Source organism: Variovorax sp. GW821-FHT06D12 (genome assembly GCF_059419205.1).
Genome location: NZ_JBWKRI010000005.1, coordinates 464,762 through 479,574, shown reverse-complemented (window position 1 = coordinate 479,574; position 14,813 = coordinate 464,762). Strand labels below are relative to the sequence as shown.

At 66.3% G+C, this 14,813-nt stretch carries 15 protein-coding genes; 3 read left to right on the top strand and 12 right to left on the bottom strand.

Annotated features, from left to right (window positions below):
* Nucleotides 1–242 precede the first annotated feature (242 nt).
* Together AC07SQ_RS18520 and AC07SQ_RS18515 are read left to right on the top strand one after the other, a co-directional pair.
* A complete protein-coding gene (locus AC07SQ_RS18520; RefSeq protein WP_495264891.1) occupies nucleotides 243–518 on the top strand; it encodes a glyoxalase superfamily protein in 276 nt (91 codons plus the stop codon).
* A gap of 47 nt (nucleotides 519–565) precedes the next feature.
* Entirely contained in the window at nucleotides 566–820 is a 255-nt protein-coding gene (locus AC07SQ_RS18515; RefSeq protein ID WP_492698149.1) for a hypothetical protein, read from the top strand.
* Nucleotides 821–1,155: 335 nt separating this feature from the next.
* On the opposite strand, the gene AC07SQ_RS18510 is transcribed toward AC07SQ_RS18515, so the two are convergent.
* On the bottom strand, nucleotides 1,156–2,082 hold the full coding sequence (locus AC07SQ_RS18510) for an alpha/beta hydrolase (RefSeq protein ID WP_159273795.1): 927 nt from the start codon (nucleotides 2,080–2,082) through the stop codon (nucleotides 1,156–1,158).
* A 459-nt stretch (nucleotides 2,083–2,541) separates the two neighbouring features.
* Here AC07SQ_RS18510 and AC07SQ_RS18505 point away from each other — a divergent pair, with 459 nt between their 5' ends.
* Complete coding sequence (locus tag AC07SQ_RS18505) at nucleotides 2,542–3,105, top strand: metal-independent carbonic anhydrase family protein (RefSeq protein ID WP_495261861.1); 564 nt, start codon at nucleotides 2,542–2,544, stop codon at nucleotides 3,103–3,105.
* 187 nt (nucleotides 3,106–3,292) lie between these two features.
* Here the strand turns inward: AC07SQ_RS18505 and AC07SQ_RS18500 are convergent, their stop codons facing one another.
* The 11 genes from AC07SQ_RS18500 to AC07SQ_RS18450 form a co-directional block, all read right to left on the bottom strand.
* A complete protein-coding gene (locus tag AC07SQ_RS18500) occupies nucleotides 3,293–3,802 on the bottom strand; it encodes a DUF1993 domain-containing protein (RefSeq protein WP_495272278.1) in 510 nt (169 codons plus the stop codon).
* A 217-nt stretch (nucleotides 3,803–4,019) separates the two neighbouring features.
* Nucleotides 4,020–4,289, bottom strand: coding sequence for a hypothetical protein (locus AC07SQ_RS18495; protein ID WP_495272279.1), 270 nt, complete (start codon nucleotides 4,287–4,289; stop codon nucleotides 4,020–4,022).
* 463 nt (nucleotides 4,290–4,752) lie between these two features.
* Nucleotides 4,753–5,724 (bottom strand): NAD(P)H-dependent flavin oxidoreductase, encoded by a 972-nt coding sequence (locus AC07SQ_RS18490; protein ID WP_495272280.1) that lies wholly within the window; start codon nucleotides 5,722–5,724, stop codon nucleotides 4,753–4,755.
* A 12-nt stretch (nucleotides 5,725–5,736) separates the two neighbouring features.
* Nucleotides 5,737–6,669, bottom strand: coding sequence for an electron transfer flavoprotein subunit alpha/FixB family protein (locus tag AC07SQ_RS18485; RefSeq protein ID WP_070060186.1), 933 nt, complete (start codon nucleotides 6,667–6,669; stop codon nucleotides 5,737–5,739).
* Nucleotides 6,670–6,682: 13 nt separating this feature from the next.
* Nucleotides 6,683–7,432: an electron transfer flavoprotein subunit beta/FixA family protein gene (locus AC07SQ_RS18480; RefSeq protein ID WP_495272281.1), complete on the bottom strand. Its 750-nt coding sequence runs from the start codon at nucleotides 7,430–7,432 to the stop codon at nucleotides 6,683–6,685.
* Nucleotides 7,433–7,469: 37 nt separating this feature from the next.
* The gene (locus AC07SQ_RS18475; RefSeq protein ID WP_447741022.1) at nucleotides 7,470–8,468 is read right to left on the bottom strand and encodes a Bug family tripartite tricarboxylate transporter substrate binding protein; all 999 of its coding nucleotides are present in this window, start codon (nucleotides 8,466–8,468) and stop codon (nucleotides 7,470–7,472) included.
* Nucleotides 8,469–8,520: 52 nt separating this feature from the next.
* Nucleotides 8,521–10,476, bottom strand: coding sequence for an acyl-CoA synthetase (locus tag AC07SQ_RS18470; protein WP_495272282.1), 1,956 nt, complete (start codon nucleotides 10,474–10,476; stop codon nucleotides 8,521–8,523).
* Between the two features lie 47 nt (nucleotides 10,477–10,523).
* Complete coding sequence (locus AC07SQ_RS18465; RefSeq protein ID WP_495272283.1) at nucleotides 10,524–11,522, bottom strand: Bug family tripartite tricarboxylate transporter substrate binding protein; 999 nt, start codon at nucleotides 11,520–11,522, stop codon at nucleotides 10,524–10,526.
* Nucleotides 11,523–11,566: 44 nt separating this feature from the next.
* Nucleotides 11,567–12,775: a CaiB/BaiF CoA transferase family protein gene (locus tag AC07SQ_RS18460; protein WP_495272284.1), complete on the bottom strand. Its 1,209-nt coding sequence runs from the start codon at nucleotides 12,773–12,775 to the stop codon at nucleotides 11,567–11,569.
* A gap of 73 nt (nucleotides 12,776–12,848) precedes the next feature.
* On the bottom strand, nucleotides 12,849–13,664 hold the full coding sequence (locus AC07SQ_RS18455) for an oxepin-CoA hydrolase, alternative type (protein ID WP_495272285.1): 816 nt from the start codon (nucleotides 13,662–13,664) through the stop codon (nucleotides 12,849–12,851).
* Entirely contained in the window at nucleotides 13,661–14,803 is a 1,143-nt protein-coding gene (locus AC07SQ_RS18450) for an acyl-CoA dehydrogenase family protein (protein WP_495272286.1), read from the bottom strand. The genes AC07SQ_RS18455 and AC07SQ_RS18450 overlap by 4 nt, the downstream gene beginning before the upstream one ends.
* Between the last annotated feature and the right edge of the window lie 10 nt (nucleotides 14,804–14,813).

The window sequence follows — 14,813 nt, the reverse complement described above, 5'->3', positions numbered from 1 at the left end:
TTTCGCGCGATCATGAAAGCTGGAGCTGGAATGGATTGACACACCCCCGAGGCAATGGAAAAGGCCCATTTAGGATGTGTGAATCCCCGTCCCACCATCAAAAATTCCTACGGATTTCGACTGGGGCCCAGTGTCGATTCATGTACTTCATTGTGAAGATGGGCCCTTCGATAATCCGGAGACGGACAACGTGCGTCTGATGAGTTCGCGCACATGAGATTAACTAAATAGAAACAACGCTTGTGGAGCAACATCGCTTTGGGCCTATGCTGCCACCGTACCTCCAGGTTTCGCGCGAAGGCCGTGTGCAGCACTTGGCCGAACACAGCGGCACCTGCCGCGGTGCAGTCCTGCGCATTGCATGCAACGGAATCGATGGCTTTCATGCCGGGATGGCAGCCAAGCAGTACGGCCACGCGTGTCCTGGCATCGAGGACACGGGGTGGGGCACGCGTGAGGTGACAGTTCGGCATTCCTTCGGGAATCGGTTGACGTTTGCCAACGCAGTGAGCACGTGACGGGCCGTCCGAATGCCCCGAACCGCCGACGGCCGTGGCTACAGTCGATGGCAGCCCTCGCCGTCGCGGCCTTGATCGGCTGGGGGTGCCTTGTTGGAGCGATCGAAGTGGTGGAAAGCGTGCGCACCGGGGTGCTCAACAACCGCAAAGGACCTGACATCCTTGCCGTCGAGCAGCCTGTCCTTTACTGGGCCCTGATCAGCTTCTACGCGGCGGCAACCCTGACCGCCGCCGGCTTGGCGCTTTTGGTGATGGCCATTGCCGTGCGCGATCTGATCAGTGCAAGAGGCCCTGAGCGATGAATGCGTCGTCTACGCGCTTGGCGACCTGCGTGCGCGTTGCCGAGGTGTAAAAGTGGCGCGATCTTTCCTATGCCGACTGGAGCGCGAGATTCCGGCTTGAAGATGGCCCGCGGACCTCGAAGGGTCGAGGTGGTGACGAGCCCGTTGCCGGCTGTCAGTGCGGCGTAGTTCTCCTAGTCAACTCGCAAGCGACTGCGTGGCGACGCCGAATGACTGCTTCTGTCCGAAGCCGGGCTTCCGCTGATTCACAGAAAGATGGTGTGAGGCTGCAGTTTCACTCCTTCCTACATACGCACTCACAAAGAGTTGACGAGTTGTCTGTTCGCTGTGATTTGTCAGTGCGCCGAGAGCAGATACTTCATGCCCTGCGTAAAGCCACGCGGCGCGACGGTGAGATGGTCTTCGTCGTTCAGGACCGCTGACTTCAGCTTCAAGCTTGGGTACTTTCTGCTCTGTAACGCCGTCTCCAGCGCCTGGTTGTCGGCAACCATGTCTACCGTCTGGTTGTAGCGCCGAACACCTTTGCGCAGCGCCTCATAGGCGCCGACATAAAGATAGACATTCGCCTTCAGGTCCCGATTCTGTTTGGCGTAGCTCGCTTCGAGCTTCAAGGCATGTCGCTTGTCGTACCAGAGAGATGGGCTGCCGAGGATATAGCCGTTGAACAAGCCGGGCTCGGTGAAAAGGATCTGCATCCCAAGCAGGGCGCCGTAGGAGTGACCGAGAAAGATTGTTCTGGCCGGGTCGGCCCGGTAGCGAGCGGCGATGAACGGCTTTACCTGGTTGCGCAGATATTCTTGATAGGCGCGTGCCTGACCGTGGACCGCATTGGCAGGCGCGGTGCTGGGGCCGTTCGGTGTCGGTGTGTAGTCGCGCTGGCGGCTGACCGCGCCGTCCTCGCCCTTTGCGTAAGACAGGCCGACGAGGATGAATTCCTCGATCTGAGGTCCTTCAACGTTCAGGCGGCGCCCCAACTGCCGGACGATCGGGAAAGCGTAGTCGGCGTCAGTCACATACAGCACGGGGTAGCGCTGCCGCGGCTGCTTCGCATAGGACGGCGGCAAAGCAATGAAGACTTGGTAGCCGCGGCCTGAAACCGGATCGGGCACGTCCCATACCTCGCTGTCGACAACCTCGTAAGGCCGCCCCTCGCCGGGCTGCACCTTGGGCGTCGTTTGGGCCTGGGCGCGTGCCGGATCGCCAGAGATGCCGAAGCTGGCGATGAGGGCAACCAGCAAGGCATTCAGAAAACGTTGTTGCATGTGATGAGGTCTTCGCAGATCGGGGGGAATTCTGGTGCAGACCGAGAGGATGGCTTTCGTTCGACACCTGTCCCATGTTGAGTGTCTGCTTGTGACCGAATCGTTCCGGCGCAAAAAAACGGACGGTTGTTGGCCCCTGGTGACCTTAGGGTGTTCGCGAACTGGGCGGCGTGAGCCAAGGTCCGGTTCTGGCCGATAGCACTCATTCGCGCGAGGCCAGAAGATGTCGGCAACCGCTGCATCGCCGTCCTTCGTGTGCGCCCGCTTCAGTCTGTTGCGAGACCGGCCTGCACGCCTGGCTACCTCGCGAATGCACAACCATTCATTTCATTTGCATCTTTTACTCAGAGCAAATCAGCCGGCGCATCATGCCTTGTGCATGTCGTATGGATGCACTTTGGGTCTCGGCTCGACCCACCCGGCCGCTCCGGTATCCAACTACTTCAATTGGAGACCCAAATGAAAAAATTCATTCCCAGCGCCATCGCCAGCCTCCTGATCGCAGGGGCCATCTTGCCGGTCGCCGCCAAGGAGAAAGTCGTCGACCGGAGCATCACGGAAGCGGAAGTCCTGGGGGCCCAGCAGGCCTGGTGCAAGGCGCTGGTCGACATCAGCGCTGCGAATTCCAGCGGAGGGCAGCCGGCCGCCAGGGCGCTGGCCGAGAAGGTCATCGACAGCGCCTACGCCTACCAGCTGGGCGCAGTGCTGTTCAAGCCGACGCTCACGACATCGCCGCAGACCTTTCGCACCGCTCGCGACGGCGCGCTGGCGTACTTCGTGGGCGGCAACCCTGCCTTTCCCAACGACACCGGCTTCGCCCTGAAGGGCTGGACTAAATGCGAGATTGCCAACAGTGCCGTGCTCATCCACGGCGACGTGGCCAGCACGCTGGGTAACGTGCTGTTCACCGACCCGGACGGCAAGGTCACCACGGTCGACAAGACCTGGACGTTCGTGAAGGACGGTGCCGGCAAGCTGCGCATCGTCGTGCATCACTCGTCGCTGCCGTACGCCGGCCGTTGAACACCGCGTTCGAGTGCCGGCAGGCCCAGGCTCTGGTGCGGCGCCTTCAAGGGGCCTTCATCGGGTGATGAAGGCCTCTCGGAGGACCGTCGTTGGTGGCTCAAAGGCGCGAATCGGTGGCAGCACGCCGCACGCTTGCACTTCGAGCGGCAGTGGCCAGAGTGGCTGAACGCCTGTCCGTCTTGGGTCAGTAGGCACCCATGTAGTCGCGCTTGCCGATCTCCATGCCGTTGTGGCGCAAGATGGCATAGGTGGTGGTCACGTGGAAGAAAAACTGCGGCAGTCCATAGTGCAGAAGATATGCGCCTGCGGTCAGCTTCTTTTCCTTGGGGGTGCCGGGGCGCAACACGATCTCGCGGCTCTCGCTTGAATCGAATTGCTCAGGCTTGAAGGAGCCGATATGGGCCAGAGCTTTGGCGATCAACGCTTGCAGGTCGGCGAAGCTGACCTCGGTGTCGGGCCAGGACGGCACCTCGGCACCCGCCAGGCGGGAGGCAATGCCCTTGGAGAAGTCTGCGGCGATCTGTACCTGACGTAGCAGCGGAAACATGTCAGGGAACAGCCGCGCCTGCAGCAGCGCATTTGGATCGATATTTCTTTGCGTCGCCTGGTCTTCGGCCTTCTTGAGCACGTCGGACAGGGCGCGCAGCATCTGCTGCATGACGGGAACGGAGGCGTTGTACAGCGGGCTGGTCATGGTGAGTTCACTTCTAAAATTTTGGGCACGATGGCCGGAGTTGGCGTGGCAGAGGCCCTGCCGACCATGCAAGGCTAACAGCACAGGGTGAACTGAATCGCCTCGGCTTTTGTGGCTAGCTCTTCTTCCCGCTGGCAGTCGGAGCAGCCGCGTTGAAGGGCAGTTCACTGGCAAGAAGCGGAGCGCGCCGCGAACCCAGCAGCCCGCAGACCAGCCGCTAACCGCCGGTCTCCAGCGCTGCGCGTCGCGCCTTCTCGCTCACCTGAAACAGCTCTCCCGCCTTGTGAGCAAGTTCAGCCGCAAGCCAAAGCACGTTGTCCAGTTGTCGAGGCCCGTCACCGCTGCACCAGTCGATGCCTTCCCCGTGGCAGACCCACAGAAGAGCTTCGAGTTGCGAGAGGGTGTTTTCGAGAAGATCCGCCGGGTCTTGGGCGTTGTCTTCGGAAGCTACCGGCGTAGTTGGCCGGGCTATAGTCTTGGTAGCCATTTTTGTGCGTTCCTTCCAAGGTAGTTGCACGAACTTGGTTAGACGGCTGGGGTGCTAGTAACACCTCGGCCGTCGCCTTTTGATACCTCGCATCTGCATCGCTGCTTTCGGAACGACGACCTGCCGCGAGGCAAGCAGCCTTCAAGCATCTCGGTAGTGGTGGGGGTGGCGCCTTTCTTCTTCCCTTGGTGGGGTGTCGAGTGACAGGGGCATTCACTCTAGAGAAGAACCCGGCGAAGTAGCCGGTTCATGCGGCACGAAGTCTCGGCGAGCGCCAACAAATGCAGCTTCTGCGATGCGCCGCGCACGGACCTCGTGGGCCCGTGCCGCGCCAGTCCGAAGCGGCTCTGAACGCTCACGTCGATGGGGTGCCTTGCGCAGCGAAATAAAGGAAGAGGGCGAAGCCCGGGGGACATTCGCGGAGCAAGGCAAGGCGCCCCGTCGGCGGGAGCGCGGCAGAGCTTCAGTTCATCCAGCTGCGGGCGCGGTCCAGATGCTCACGGCACTCGCGCACCATGCGTTCCAGCAGTTCCGCGCAGGTCGGGATGTCGTCGATCAGCCCGATGCACTGGCCGGCCGAGACCACGCCGTTGTGCACCTCGCCCGACTCCAGCGCCGCGCGACCGCGTGCGCCGGCCACCAGCGGACGGATGTCCTCGAACTCGCAGCCGCCCGGACGGCGTTCGGTGGCCACCACTTCTTCGGAGATCGCGTTGCGGAACACGCGCGCCGTGTTGTGCAGCGTGCGGAACATCAGCTTGGTGTCGCGCTCGGTCGCGGCCACCAGTGCCTGCTTGATGTTGTCGTGGATCGGCGCTTCCTGGGTCACGCAGAAGCGCGTGCCCATGTTGATGCCTTCGGCGCCCAGCGCCAGCGCGGCGGCCATGCCGCGGCCGTCGGCGATGCCGCCCGATGCGATGATCGGAATGCGCAGCTTGCGCGCCGCCACCGGCAGCAGCACGAGGCCGGGCACGTCGTCCTCGCCCGGGTGGCCCGCGCATTCGAAGCCGTCCACGGACACCGCGTCGACGCCGTTGCGCTCGGCCGAGAGTGCGTGGCGCACCGAGGTGCACTTGTGGACGATCTTCACGTCGTGGCGCTTCAGGGCCTCGATGAAGTCCTTCGGGCTGTTGCCCGCGGTCTCCACGATCTTCACGCCGCTGTCGATGATGGCCTGCACGTACGCGGCGTACGGCGGCGGCTTCACCGCCGGCAGGATGGTGAGGTTCACGCCGAAGGGCTTGTCGGTCATCGTGCGCGTGCGCGCGATTTCTTGGCGCAGGTCGTCGGGCGTGGGCTGCGTGAGCGCCGTGAGAATGCCCAGGCCGCCGGCGTTCGACACGGCCGCGGCCAGCTCGGCGCGGCCCACCCATTGCATGCCGCCTTGGATGATGGGGTAGCGGATGCCGAGCAGTTCGGTGATGCGGGTCTTCATCGTCGCAGCCGCTTACAGCGTGGTCACGAGTTCCGGCACGGCCGTGAACAGGTCGGCCACGAGGCCGTAGTCGGCCACCGAGAAGATCGGTGCTTCTTCGTCCTTGTTGATCGCGACGATGACCTTCGAGTCCTTCATGCCGGCCAGATGCTGGATGGCGCCCGAGATGCCCGCGGCGATGTACAGCTGCGGCGCGACGATCTTGCCGGTCTGGCCCACTTGCCAGTCGTTCGGGGCGTAGCCCGCGTCCACGGCGGCGCGGCTGGCGCCCAGGCCGGCGTTGAGCTTGTCGGCCAGCGGCGTCATCACTTCGTTGAACTTCTCGGCGCTGCCCAGGGCACGGCCACCGGAGACGATGATCTTGGCAGCTGTGAGTTCGGGGCGGTCGCTCTTGGTGACTTCACGGCCCACGAAGGCGCTCTTGCCGCTGTCGGCGACGCCTTCAGCCGTTTCAACGGTGGCGCTGCCACCGGTGGCGGCTGCGGCGTCGAAGCCGGTCGTGCGCACGGTGATCACCTTGGTGGCGTCGGTGCTCTGCACGGTGGCGATGGCGTTGCCTGCGTAGATCGGACGCTCGAAGGTGTCGGGGCTGTCGACCTTGGTGATGTCGCTGATCTGCGCCACATCGAGCTTGGCGGCCACGCGCGGTGCGACGTTCTTGCCGTTGGCAGTCGAGGGGAACAGGATGTGGCTGTAGTTGCCGGCGATCGCCAGCACTTGGGCTGCGACGTTCTCGGCGAGGTTCTCAGCCAGGCTGGCGCTGTCGGCAGCGATGACCTTGGACACGCCGGCGATCTGTGCGGCGGCCTTGGCGGCTTCCGCTGCGTTGGCACCGGCCACGAGGATGTGGACGTCGCCACCGCAAGCCAGCGCGGCGGTCACGGTGTTGAGGGTGGCCGGCTTGATGCTGGCGTGGTCGTGTTCGGCAATGACGAGTGCGGTCATGTTCGTTTCTTCCTCAGATCACTTTGGCTTCGTTCTTGATCTTGTCCACCAGGGTGGCAACGTCGGGCACCTTGATGCCGGCGCCACGCTTCGGAGGCTCGCTGACCTTGAGGGTCTTCAGGCGGGGCTTGACGTCCACACCCAGGTCTTCGGGCTTGAAGGTGTCCAGCTGCTTCTTCTTGGCCTTCATGATGTTGGGCAAGGTCACGTAGCGTGGCTCGTTCAGGCGCAGGTCGGTCGTGATGACCGCGGGCAGCGTGAGCGTCAGCGTTTCCATGCCGCCGTCGACTTCGCGGGCCACGGTGACCTTGTCGCCGGCCAGGTCGACCTTCGAGGCGAAGGTGGCTTGGGGCAGGTCGGCCAAGGCAGCCAGCATCTGGCCGGTCTGGTTGGCGTCGTCATCGATGGCTTGCTTGCCGAGGATGATCAGCTGGGGCTGTTCCTTGTCGACCAGTGCCTTGAGCAGCTTGGCCACGGCCAGGGGCTGCAGCTCTTCGCTCGTCTCGACCAGGATGCCGCGGTCGGCGCCGATGGCCATCGCGGTGCGCAGGGTTTCCTGGCACTTGGCATCGCCGCAGGACACGGCGATGACTTCGGTCACGATGCCCTTTTCCTTCAGCCGAACCGCTTCTTCGACAGCGATCTCGTCGAAGGGGTTCATGCTCATCTTGACGTTGGCAATGTCCACCCCGGTGCCGTCGCTCTTGACGCGCACCTTCACGTTGTAATCGACGACCCGTTTGACAGGCACCAGAACTTTCATGGCTGTTCCTCTTGAATGACAAAAATGGGAAAAGGGGTTACTCGAGCTTGGCGCCCGACTGCTTGATCAGGCGCTCCCACACGGGGCGCTCCTGCTTCCAGGCTGCGGCAAAGAGTTCGGGCGAGCTGTCCTTGATCTCGAAGCCCATGGCCGCCACGCGCTCGCGCACGTCGGGCTGCTGCGTGGCCTTGCGCACTTCGTCGGCGATGCGGTCGACGATGGCCTTGGGCGTCTTGGCCGGCGCGGCGATGGCGAGCCAGCCGGTCACGCGGTAGGCCTCGTCCTTCAGGCCTTGCTCGGCCAGCGTGGGCACATTGGGCAGCGTGCTCATGCGGCGCTCGCCGGTCACGCCGACGGCCTTGAGCTTGCCCGCGTCGATGTGCGGCTTGGCCGCGAGCGCGCTGGCGTAGGCCATCTGGATCTGGCCGCCGATGAGGTCCTGCACCATCGGTGCCTCGCCCTTGTAGGCGACGTGGTTCATGTCGGCCTGCTGCGTGAGGCTCATGTGCGCGCCGGCCAGGTGCGGGTAGGCGCCCACGCCGTACGAGCCGTAGGCCACCTTGCCCTTGTTCGCGGCCACGTACTTCAGCAGCTCGGGGCCGGTCTTGGCGGGCACGCTGGGATGCACCACGAGCACCAGCGGCGCCATCGCGATCTGGTAGACCAGCGTGAGGTCGCGCTGCGTGTCGTAGGGCAGCTTCTCGTAGAGGAACTCGTTGGTCATGAGCGAGTTGCTCAGCGACAGCACGATCGTGTAGCCGTCGGGCGCGGCCTTGGCGACCGTGTCGGTGCCGATGATGCCGGCCGCGCCGGGCTTGTTGTCGACCACGATGGGCTGGCCCATGCTGGCCGACATCTTCTGGCCCAGCACGCGCGCCAGCACGTCGGTCGCGCCGCCAGCCTGGAAGGGCACGACGAGGCGGATCGGCTTGTTCGGGTAGGGCGCCTGCGCATGCGCGGGGGCTAGCGCGAACAGCGCGGCGGTCGAGGCGGCGGCGCACAGCAGGGCGCGGCGGGTCGAGGGTTGATGGGTCATGGTTTGTCTCCCGTTCGGTTTCAGAAAATCGTGTCGAAGAAGAAGCAGGGGGTCACTTCAGCGCGATGCGCGTCTTGAAGGGCAGCGGCTCCAGGGCCTTCTGCAGCCGTTCCTGCAGTGCCGCGGCTTGCGCGCCCGCTGTGGCGGCGTCGATCTGCACGTGCACGAGGCTTTCGCCTTCGGTGCTCACCGCCGGCCGGGCCGCATCGCCCACGCCGAGCGCGGCGCAGACCTCGGCGACCGTGGCCGCCACCACCTGCCGCGCGGCCATGGCGCGCAGCTCGGGCTTGTAGATCTTGCCGACGTTGGTCATCGGCATCGTGGCGATCACCGACACCCACTTGGGGCGCGCGGGCGCCTCGTCGACGCGTGCAGAAGTGAAAGCCAGCAGCTCGTCTTCGGTGGCCGAGGCGCCGGGCACCAGCGTCGCGAAGATCACGGGCAGTTCGCCCGCGTAGGCATCGGGGGCGCCGACGGCGGCGCACAGCTGCACGGCGGGGTGCGCGCCCAGCGCGTCTTCGATGGTCTTGGGGTCGATGTTGTGGCCGCTGCGGATGATCAGGTCCTTCGAGCGGCCCGTGAGGTGCAGCCGCTCTTCGGCGTCCATCCAGCCCAGGTCGCCGGTCGCGAGCCAGCCGTCGGCGGTGAAGGCCTTGGCGTTGTCGGCCGGATCGACGAAACCCGAGAACACGTTGGGCGACTTGAACAGCACCATGCCGGTCTCGCCCTGCGCCACTTCGCGGTCGCTGGCGTTGCCGTTCTCGTCGAGCGCCACGATGCGCACCTGCGCATAGGGCAGCCGAAAGCCGACGCAGCCCGCGGGCCCGTTCACGCCGGGCGGCGTGATGGTCGAGATGCCGGCCATCTCGGTCATGCCCAGGCTCTCGTGCACATGCAGGCCGAACAGGCGCTCGAAGCGCGCGGCCAGCTCGGGCGCGAGCACGGCGGCGCCGGTGCGGCAGTAGGTGATGGAGGAGATGTCGGCGCCGTCCAGCGGCACGTTGGCCAGCGCGGCGAGCACCGTGGGCACGGCCGACAGCGAGGTCGGGCGGTACTTCTCGACCAGCTTCCAGTAGTTGGCCAGCACCTCCTTGTTGCGCAGCAGCGAGGGCGTCGGAATGATCACCTCCACGCCCGCCGACAGCGACGAGAGCGAGGCCGGCAGCACGCCCGCCACATGGAACAGCGGGTAGCCGTTGATCGAGATGCCCTGTTCGTTCATGCCCGCGAGCTGCACGCTGGCCCACGCGGTGAACACCTGCGCGCCGTGGCTGTGGCGCGCGAGCTTGGGCGCGCCCGTGGTGCCGCCGGTGTGGAAGTAGGCGGCGATGTCGGTGGGCGCGATGTCGCGGCCGCTCACGAGGCGGTCAGACGGTTGCGCGGCGCGCAGCGCGTCGAACTCGGCCACGCCGTCGGGCAGCGTGCCGGCCGCGCCGGATGCTTCGTCGTGCGGCGCCACGCGCAGCACGGTGGTGAGCGTGGGCACCTGGCCGCGCAGGCGCATCGCCTTCGACCACATGCCCGATTCCGCGTCGGAGCCGTAGGCGATGAGCACCTTGGCGCGGCCCGCGGTCATCAGCGCGACCAGCTTCTCGTCGGTGAGCAGCGGGTTCAGCGGTTGCACGATGCCGGCCGCCTCGCCGCCCCACAGCGCGAGGTGGTACTCGAGGCAACCGGGCAGCAGCACCGCGACCGCATCGTCAGGCCCCACGCCCAGCGTGTGCAGCAGGTTGGCGGTCTGGTGGATGCCCGCGAGCAGCTGCGCATACGACCAGCGGATGGGTTCGTCCGCCGGGTTGCCGCTGCGCAGGAAGGTCAGCGCGGTCTTGTCGCCGAAGGCCGCGCCGGAGTTGCGGAAGAGCTCGTAGGTGCTGCGCACCGTGAGCGCTTCTTCGAGCGGCGTTTCTTCCAGCCGCCGGATGTCGGCGAGACCGCGCACCGGAAACAGGGGGCGGAACGGCGCGCTGGCCGTTCCCGTGGGGTTGTTCTTGTCGTTGCCTGTTGTCATGTTGTCTCCTTGAGGGGGTCTTGCCGGCTGCGGACGGAGGCCGTGTCTTACTGGTTCGTGATCTTGTTGTCGCGAATGACCTTGCCCCAGCGCTCGAAGTCCTGGCGCATGCGTGTGCCGGTCTGCTCCGGCGTGCCGTAGGCCGCGAAGGAGCCCACGCTCTGCAGCTTCTCGCCGACTTCCTTGTCGGCCAGCGCCTTCTTCAGCTCGGCGCTCATGCGGTCGACCACGGCCTGCGGCGTGCCGGCCGGGGCCAGCAGGCCGCCCCACGAGGTGGCGTCGAAGCCGGGGAAGCCCTGCTCGGCCACGGTCTTCACGTCGGGCAGCAGGCTCACGCGCTTGCCGGAGCCCACGGCGATGGGGCGCAGCGTGCCGGCGCGGATGTGCGGGATCACGGCCACGAGGTCGGAGAACATCGCCGGCACCTGGCCGCCGATGAGGTCGGTCACGGCCGGGGCGCTGCCGCGGTAGGGCACGTGCTGCATCTCGAACTTGCCGATGTTCTTCAGCTGCTCGGTCGTCAGGTGGCCGAAGCTGCCGGCACCTGCGGTCGTGTAGTTGAGCTTGCCGCCGTCGGCCTTGGCCTTGGCGATCAGGTCCTGCAGGCCGTTCACGCCGGGCAGCACCTTCGGGTTCACCACCATCACGATCGGCAGGTCGTACACGGTGCCCACGGGCGTGAAGTTCTTGAAGATGTCGTAGGGCACGGTGCCGTACAGGTGCGAGGCCAGCAGCGTCGGCGTGGCCAGCATCACGAAGGTGTAGCCGTCGGGTGCGGCCTTGGCCGCAAAGGCCGCGCCGATGGTGCCCGAGGCGCCGCTGCGGTTGTCGACCAGGATGTTCTGCTTGAGCGACAGCGACATCTTCTGCGCCACGATGCGCGAAGCCACGTCGGTCGGGCCGCCGGGCGGGAAGGGCACGACCAGCGTGATGGGCTTGGTCGGCCAGGCCTGGGCGAAGGCGCTGCCTGCGAGAAGGGGAAGGGCCAGCGCGAGCAGGGCGCGGCGCACGGGGTTGCGGGGGGTACGGAGGAACGGGAAGGCCATGGATTTCTCTTCAGGGATGCGGGCGTTGTCTTCGCGTGGTGCGATCAGACGACGCCATTCGTTTTCAGCGCTGCCAGCTTTTCATCCGACAGGCCGAGCAGGGACTTCAGCACGTCGTGCGTGCCTTCGCCCAAAGTGGGCGGCGCGCTGCGCACGGGCAGGCGCTCGCCATCGAAACGGTAGGGCGGCGCCAGCACATTGACCTCGCCGGCCACCGGGTGCGGCTGCTTGGTCACCAGGCCAGCGTCGGTCGCGCGCTTGGAGTTCAGCGCCTCCAGCAGGCCCAGCACTTCGCCGCAGGGAATGCCCGAAGCGTTGAGCTTTTCGAGCAGCGCGGCGCGCGGGCGCTTCGCGAGTTCGGCGTTCAGTTCGGGCAGCAGCGCCGCGCGGTTGGCCGAGCGCAGGATGTTGGTCTTGAAGCGCTCGTCGGCCGCGAGGTCGGGGCGCTCGATCACCTCGGTGCAGAAGCGCATGAACTGCGCGTTGTTGCCCACGGTGATCACCAGCGGGCCGTCGGCCGCGTCGAACACGCCGTAGGGCACGATCGACGGGTGCGAGTTGCCATACCGTGGCGGGTCTTCGCCCATCAGCAGCGCTTCGAGGCCGTAGTAGGCGGTGATCATCAGGCCGCAGTCGAACAGCGCCATCTCGATGTGGCGGCCCGTGCCGGTCTTCTCGCGCTGGTAGAGCGCGGCCAGCACGGCCTGCGCCGAGTACATGCCGGTGAACAGGTCGACGGCGGCCACGCCGAACTTCAGCGGCGGCTGGTTGGCTTCGCCGTTCAGCGCCATCAGGCCGGCCTCGCCCTGCACCACGAGGTCGTAGCCGGGGCGTGCGGCCTCGGGGCCGGTGCGGTCGTAGCCAGAGATCGAGCAGTAGATGAGGCCCGGGTTGTCCTTGCGCAGCTGTTCGTAGCCCAGGCCCAGCTTGTCGATGCCGCCGAACTTGAAGTTCTGCAGCACCACGTCGCACTGCTTGGCGAGGTCGCGTGCGATCTGCTGGCCTTCGGGCGTCTGCAGGTCGAGCGTGACGGAGCGCTTGTTGCGGTTCACGCTGTTGAAGTAGGCGGTCTCGGTCTTGCCCACGCGCAGGCCCCAGTCGCGCGTGTCGTCGCCGCGGCCCGGGTGCTCGACCTTGATCACCTCGGCGCCCATGTCGGCCAGCACCATGCCGCACCAGGGGCCGGCAAGGATGCGGGACAGATCGAGGACGCGCACGCCGGCGAGCGGCAGCGAGGAATTCAGCGAGGGCATGGGAACAACTCCAGGAAAACGAAAGACCCCCGCATCTGCGTCGGCATGCACACGCGGGGAGGGGCTCAGCGCGTCAGGACGCGTCGGGCTGGGGTGCGTGGCGCAACGCGACGAAGTCGGCCTTGCGCTTGCCGAGGAAGGCGCCGATGCCTTCGGCGGCTTCGGCATCGGCCTGCGACGCCACCATGTAGACCGCTTCGGCCTCGAGTTGTTCCTCGAGCGTCGCACGATGGGCCTGGCGGCACAGCGTCTTGATGCGTGCGCTCGCGCGCTGCGGGCCGTTGGCGACCTTGGCGGCGAGGGCGATGGCCTCGGCCAGCGCGCCGCCCTTGTCGGTCAGGCGGTTCACCGCGCCCATTGCGTGCAGGCGCTCGGCCGTGAGGCGGTCGCCGGTGAGGCACAGCTCGGTGAGCAGCTGGCGCGAGACGAACTCCGCGAGGAAGGCCGTGGCGCCGCCGTCGGGCGTGAGGCCGACCTTGACGTAGGCCACCGTGTAGAACGCATCGCGCGCCGACACCAGCATGTCGCAGGCCAGCGCCATCGACAGGCCCGCGCCGGCCGCGCCGCCTTCGACGGCCGCGATCACGGGCTTGCCGCAGTCGCGGATCGCGCGGATCAGGTCGTGCAGGCCTTCGAGCTTCTCGCGGCGTTCGGCCTCGGGCAGTTCGCGGCGCTTGGCCAGCAGGTTCAGGTCGCCGCCCGAGCAGAAGAAGTCGCCCGCGCCGGTGAAGACGATGGCGCCCACCTCGGGGTCGTTCTGCGCATCGGTGAGCGCGGCCGACAGCTCGGCGTACAGCGTCGGCGTGATCGCGTTGCGCGCGGCCGGGTTGCTGTTGGTCAGGATGCGGACGGCGCCTTCCTGCGAGATGAGGACGGTCTTGTCCGTCATGCCGCGACCTCTTTGCCCAGAGCGATGTAGCGCTGCAGGTGGTGGTCTTCGTCGCCGAGCTGGTGGTCGATCATCACGAGGCGCTTGGCGTAGTGGGGCAGCGGCAGCTCCCAGGTCATGCCGATGCCGCCGTGCATCTGGATGCTTTCCTCGGCCACCAGCGCGCCGATGCGGCCGATGCTGAACTTGGCGGCCGACAGTGCACGCTCGCGCGCCACGCGGTCGCTGCTGTCGATGGCGGCGGCGGCGTTGATCACGGCCGAGCGGGCCTGTTCGATCTCGAGCAGCAGGTCGGCCATGCGGTGTTGCAGGGCCTGGAAGCTGCCGATGAGGATGCCGAACTGCTTGCGCGTGCGCAGGTACTCGAGCGTGGCGGTCTTGGCGGCTTCCATCGCGCCCAGTGCTTCGGCGCACAGCGCGAGCACGCCGCGGCCGATGGCGCGTTCCAGCGTGGCGGCGCCCTGGCCCTCGGCACCCAGCAGCGCGTCGGCGCCGAGCGTCACGCCGTCGAGCGTGAGTTCGGCCACGCGGCCCCCGTCGATGGCGGGGCAGCCGCGCACGGTGAGGCCGGCGGTCTTGGCGGGCACGAGGAACAGCGAGATGCCGGCTTCGTCATCCACATGGCCCGAGGTGCGGGCCGAGACCAGGAACAGGTCAGCCTGCTCGCCTTGCGGCACCACGGCTTTGGCGCCCTTGAGCACCCAGCCGTCGCCGCTGCGTTCGGCGGTCGTGGCCACGCGCGTGCGTTCGTAGTGCGTGTCGGCTTCATCGTGCGCAAAGGCCGCCACGGTCACGCCGTTGACGATGTCGCCGATCTTCTCTTTCTGCGCGTCGCTGCCGGCGGCGCTGATCGCCTCGCCGACCATCACGGCGCCCAGCAGCGGCTCGACCACGAGGCCGCGGCCCAGTGCTTCGAAGACCACGGCGATGTCGAAGCCGCTGCCGCCGAAGCCGCCGTCGGCCTCGCTGAACAGCGCGCCGATCACGCCGAGCTCGGCGAAGTTCTGGAAGATCTCCTTGCTGAAACCGTGTGCCGACTTCGCGATGCGGTCGCGCGCATCGAAGGCGTACTGCTCGGCGATGAAGCGGTTCAGGCTGTCGGCGAGCATGCGCCGGTCTTCGGTGTGTTCGAAGTTCATGTGCGTGTCT

Coding starts and splice junctions, on each gene's coding strand:
- AC07SQ_RS18450 (WP_495272286.1), bottom strand. CDS start 14,803: ATGAACTTCGAACACACCGAAGACCGGCGCATGCTCGCCGACAGCCTG.
- AC07SQ_RS18475 (WP_447741022.1), bottom strand. CDS start 8,468: ATGACCCATCAACCCTCGACCCGCCGCGCCCTGCTGTGCGCCGCCGCC.
- AC07SQ_RS18465 (WP_495272283.1), bottom strand. CDS start 11,522: ATGGCCTTCCCGTTCCTCCGTACCCCCCGCAACCCCGTGCGCCGCGCC.
- AC07SQ_RS18505 (WP_495261861.1), top strand. CDS start 2,542: ATGAAAAAATTCATTCCCAGCGCCATCGCCAGCCTCCTGATCGCAGGG.
- AC07SQ_RS18455 (WP_495272285.1), bottom strand. CDS start 13,664: ATGACGGACAAGACCGTCCTCATCTCGCAGGAAGGCGCCGTCCGCATC.
- AC07SQ_RS18460 (WP_495272284.1), bottom strand. CDS start 12,775: ATGCCCTCGCTGAATTCCTCGCTGCCGCTCGCCGGCGTGCGCGTCCTC.
- AC07SQ_RS18470 (WP_495272282.1), bottom strand. CDS start 10,476: ATGACAACAGGCAACGACAAGAACAACCCCACGGGAACGGCCAGCGCG.
- AC07SQ_RS18490 (WP_495272280.1), bottom strand. CDS start 5,724: ATGAAGACCCGCATCACCGAACTGCTCGGCATCCGCTACCCCATCATC.
- AC07SQ_RS18485 (WP_070060186.1), bottom strand. CDS start 6,669: ATGACCGCACTCGTCATTGCCGAACACGACCACGCCAGCATCAAGCCG.
- AC07SQ_RS18480 (WP_495272281.1), bottom strand. CDS start 7,432: ATGAAAGTTCTGGTGCCTGTCAAACGGGTCGTCGATTACAACGTGAAG.
- AC07SQ_RS18495 (WP_495272279.1), bottom strand. CDS start 4,289: ATGGCTACCAAGACTATAGCCCGGCCAACTACGCCGGTAGCTTCCGAA.
- AC07SQ_RS18500 (WP_495272278.1), bottom strand. CDS start 3,802: ATGACCAGCCCGCTGTACAACGCCTCCGTTCCCGTCATGCAGCAGATG.
- AC07SQ_RS18515 (WP_492698149.1), top strand. CDS start 566: ATGGCAGCCCTCGCCGTCGCGGCCTTGATCGGCTGGGGGTGCCTTGTT.
- AC07SQ_RS18510 (WP_159273795.1), bottom strand. CDS start 2,082: ATGCAACAACGTTTTCTGAATGCCTTGCTGGTTGCCCTCATCGCCAGC.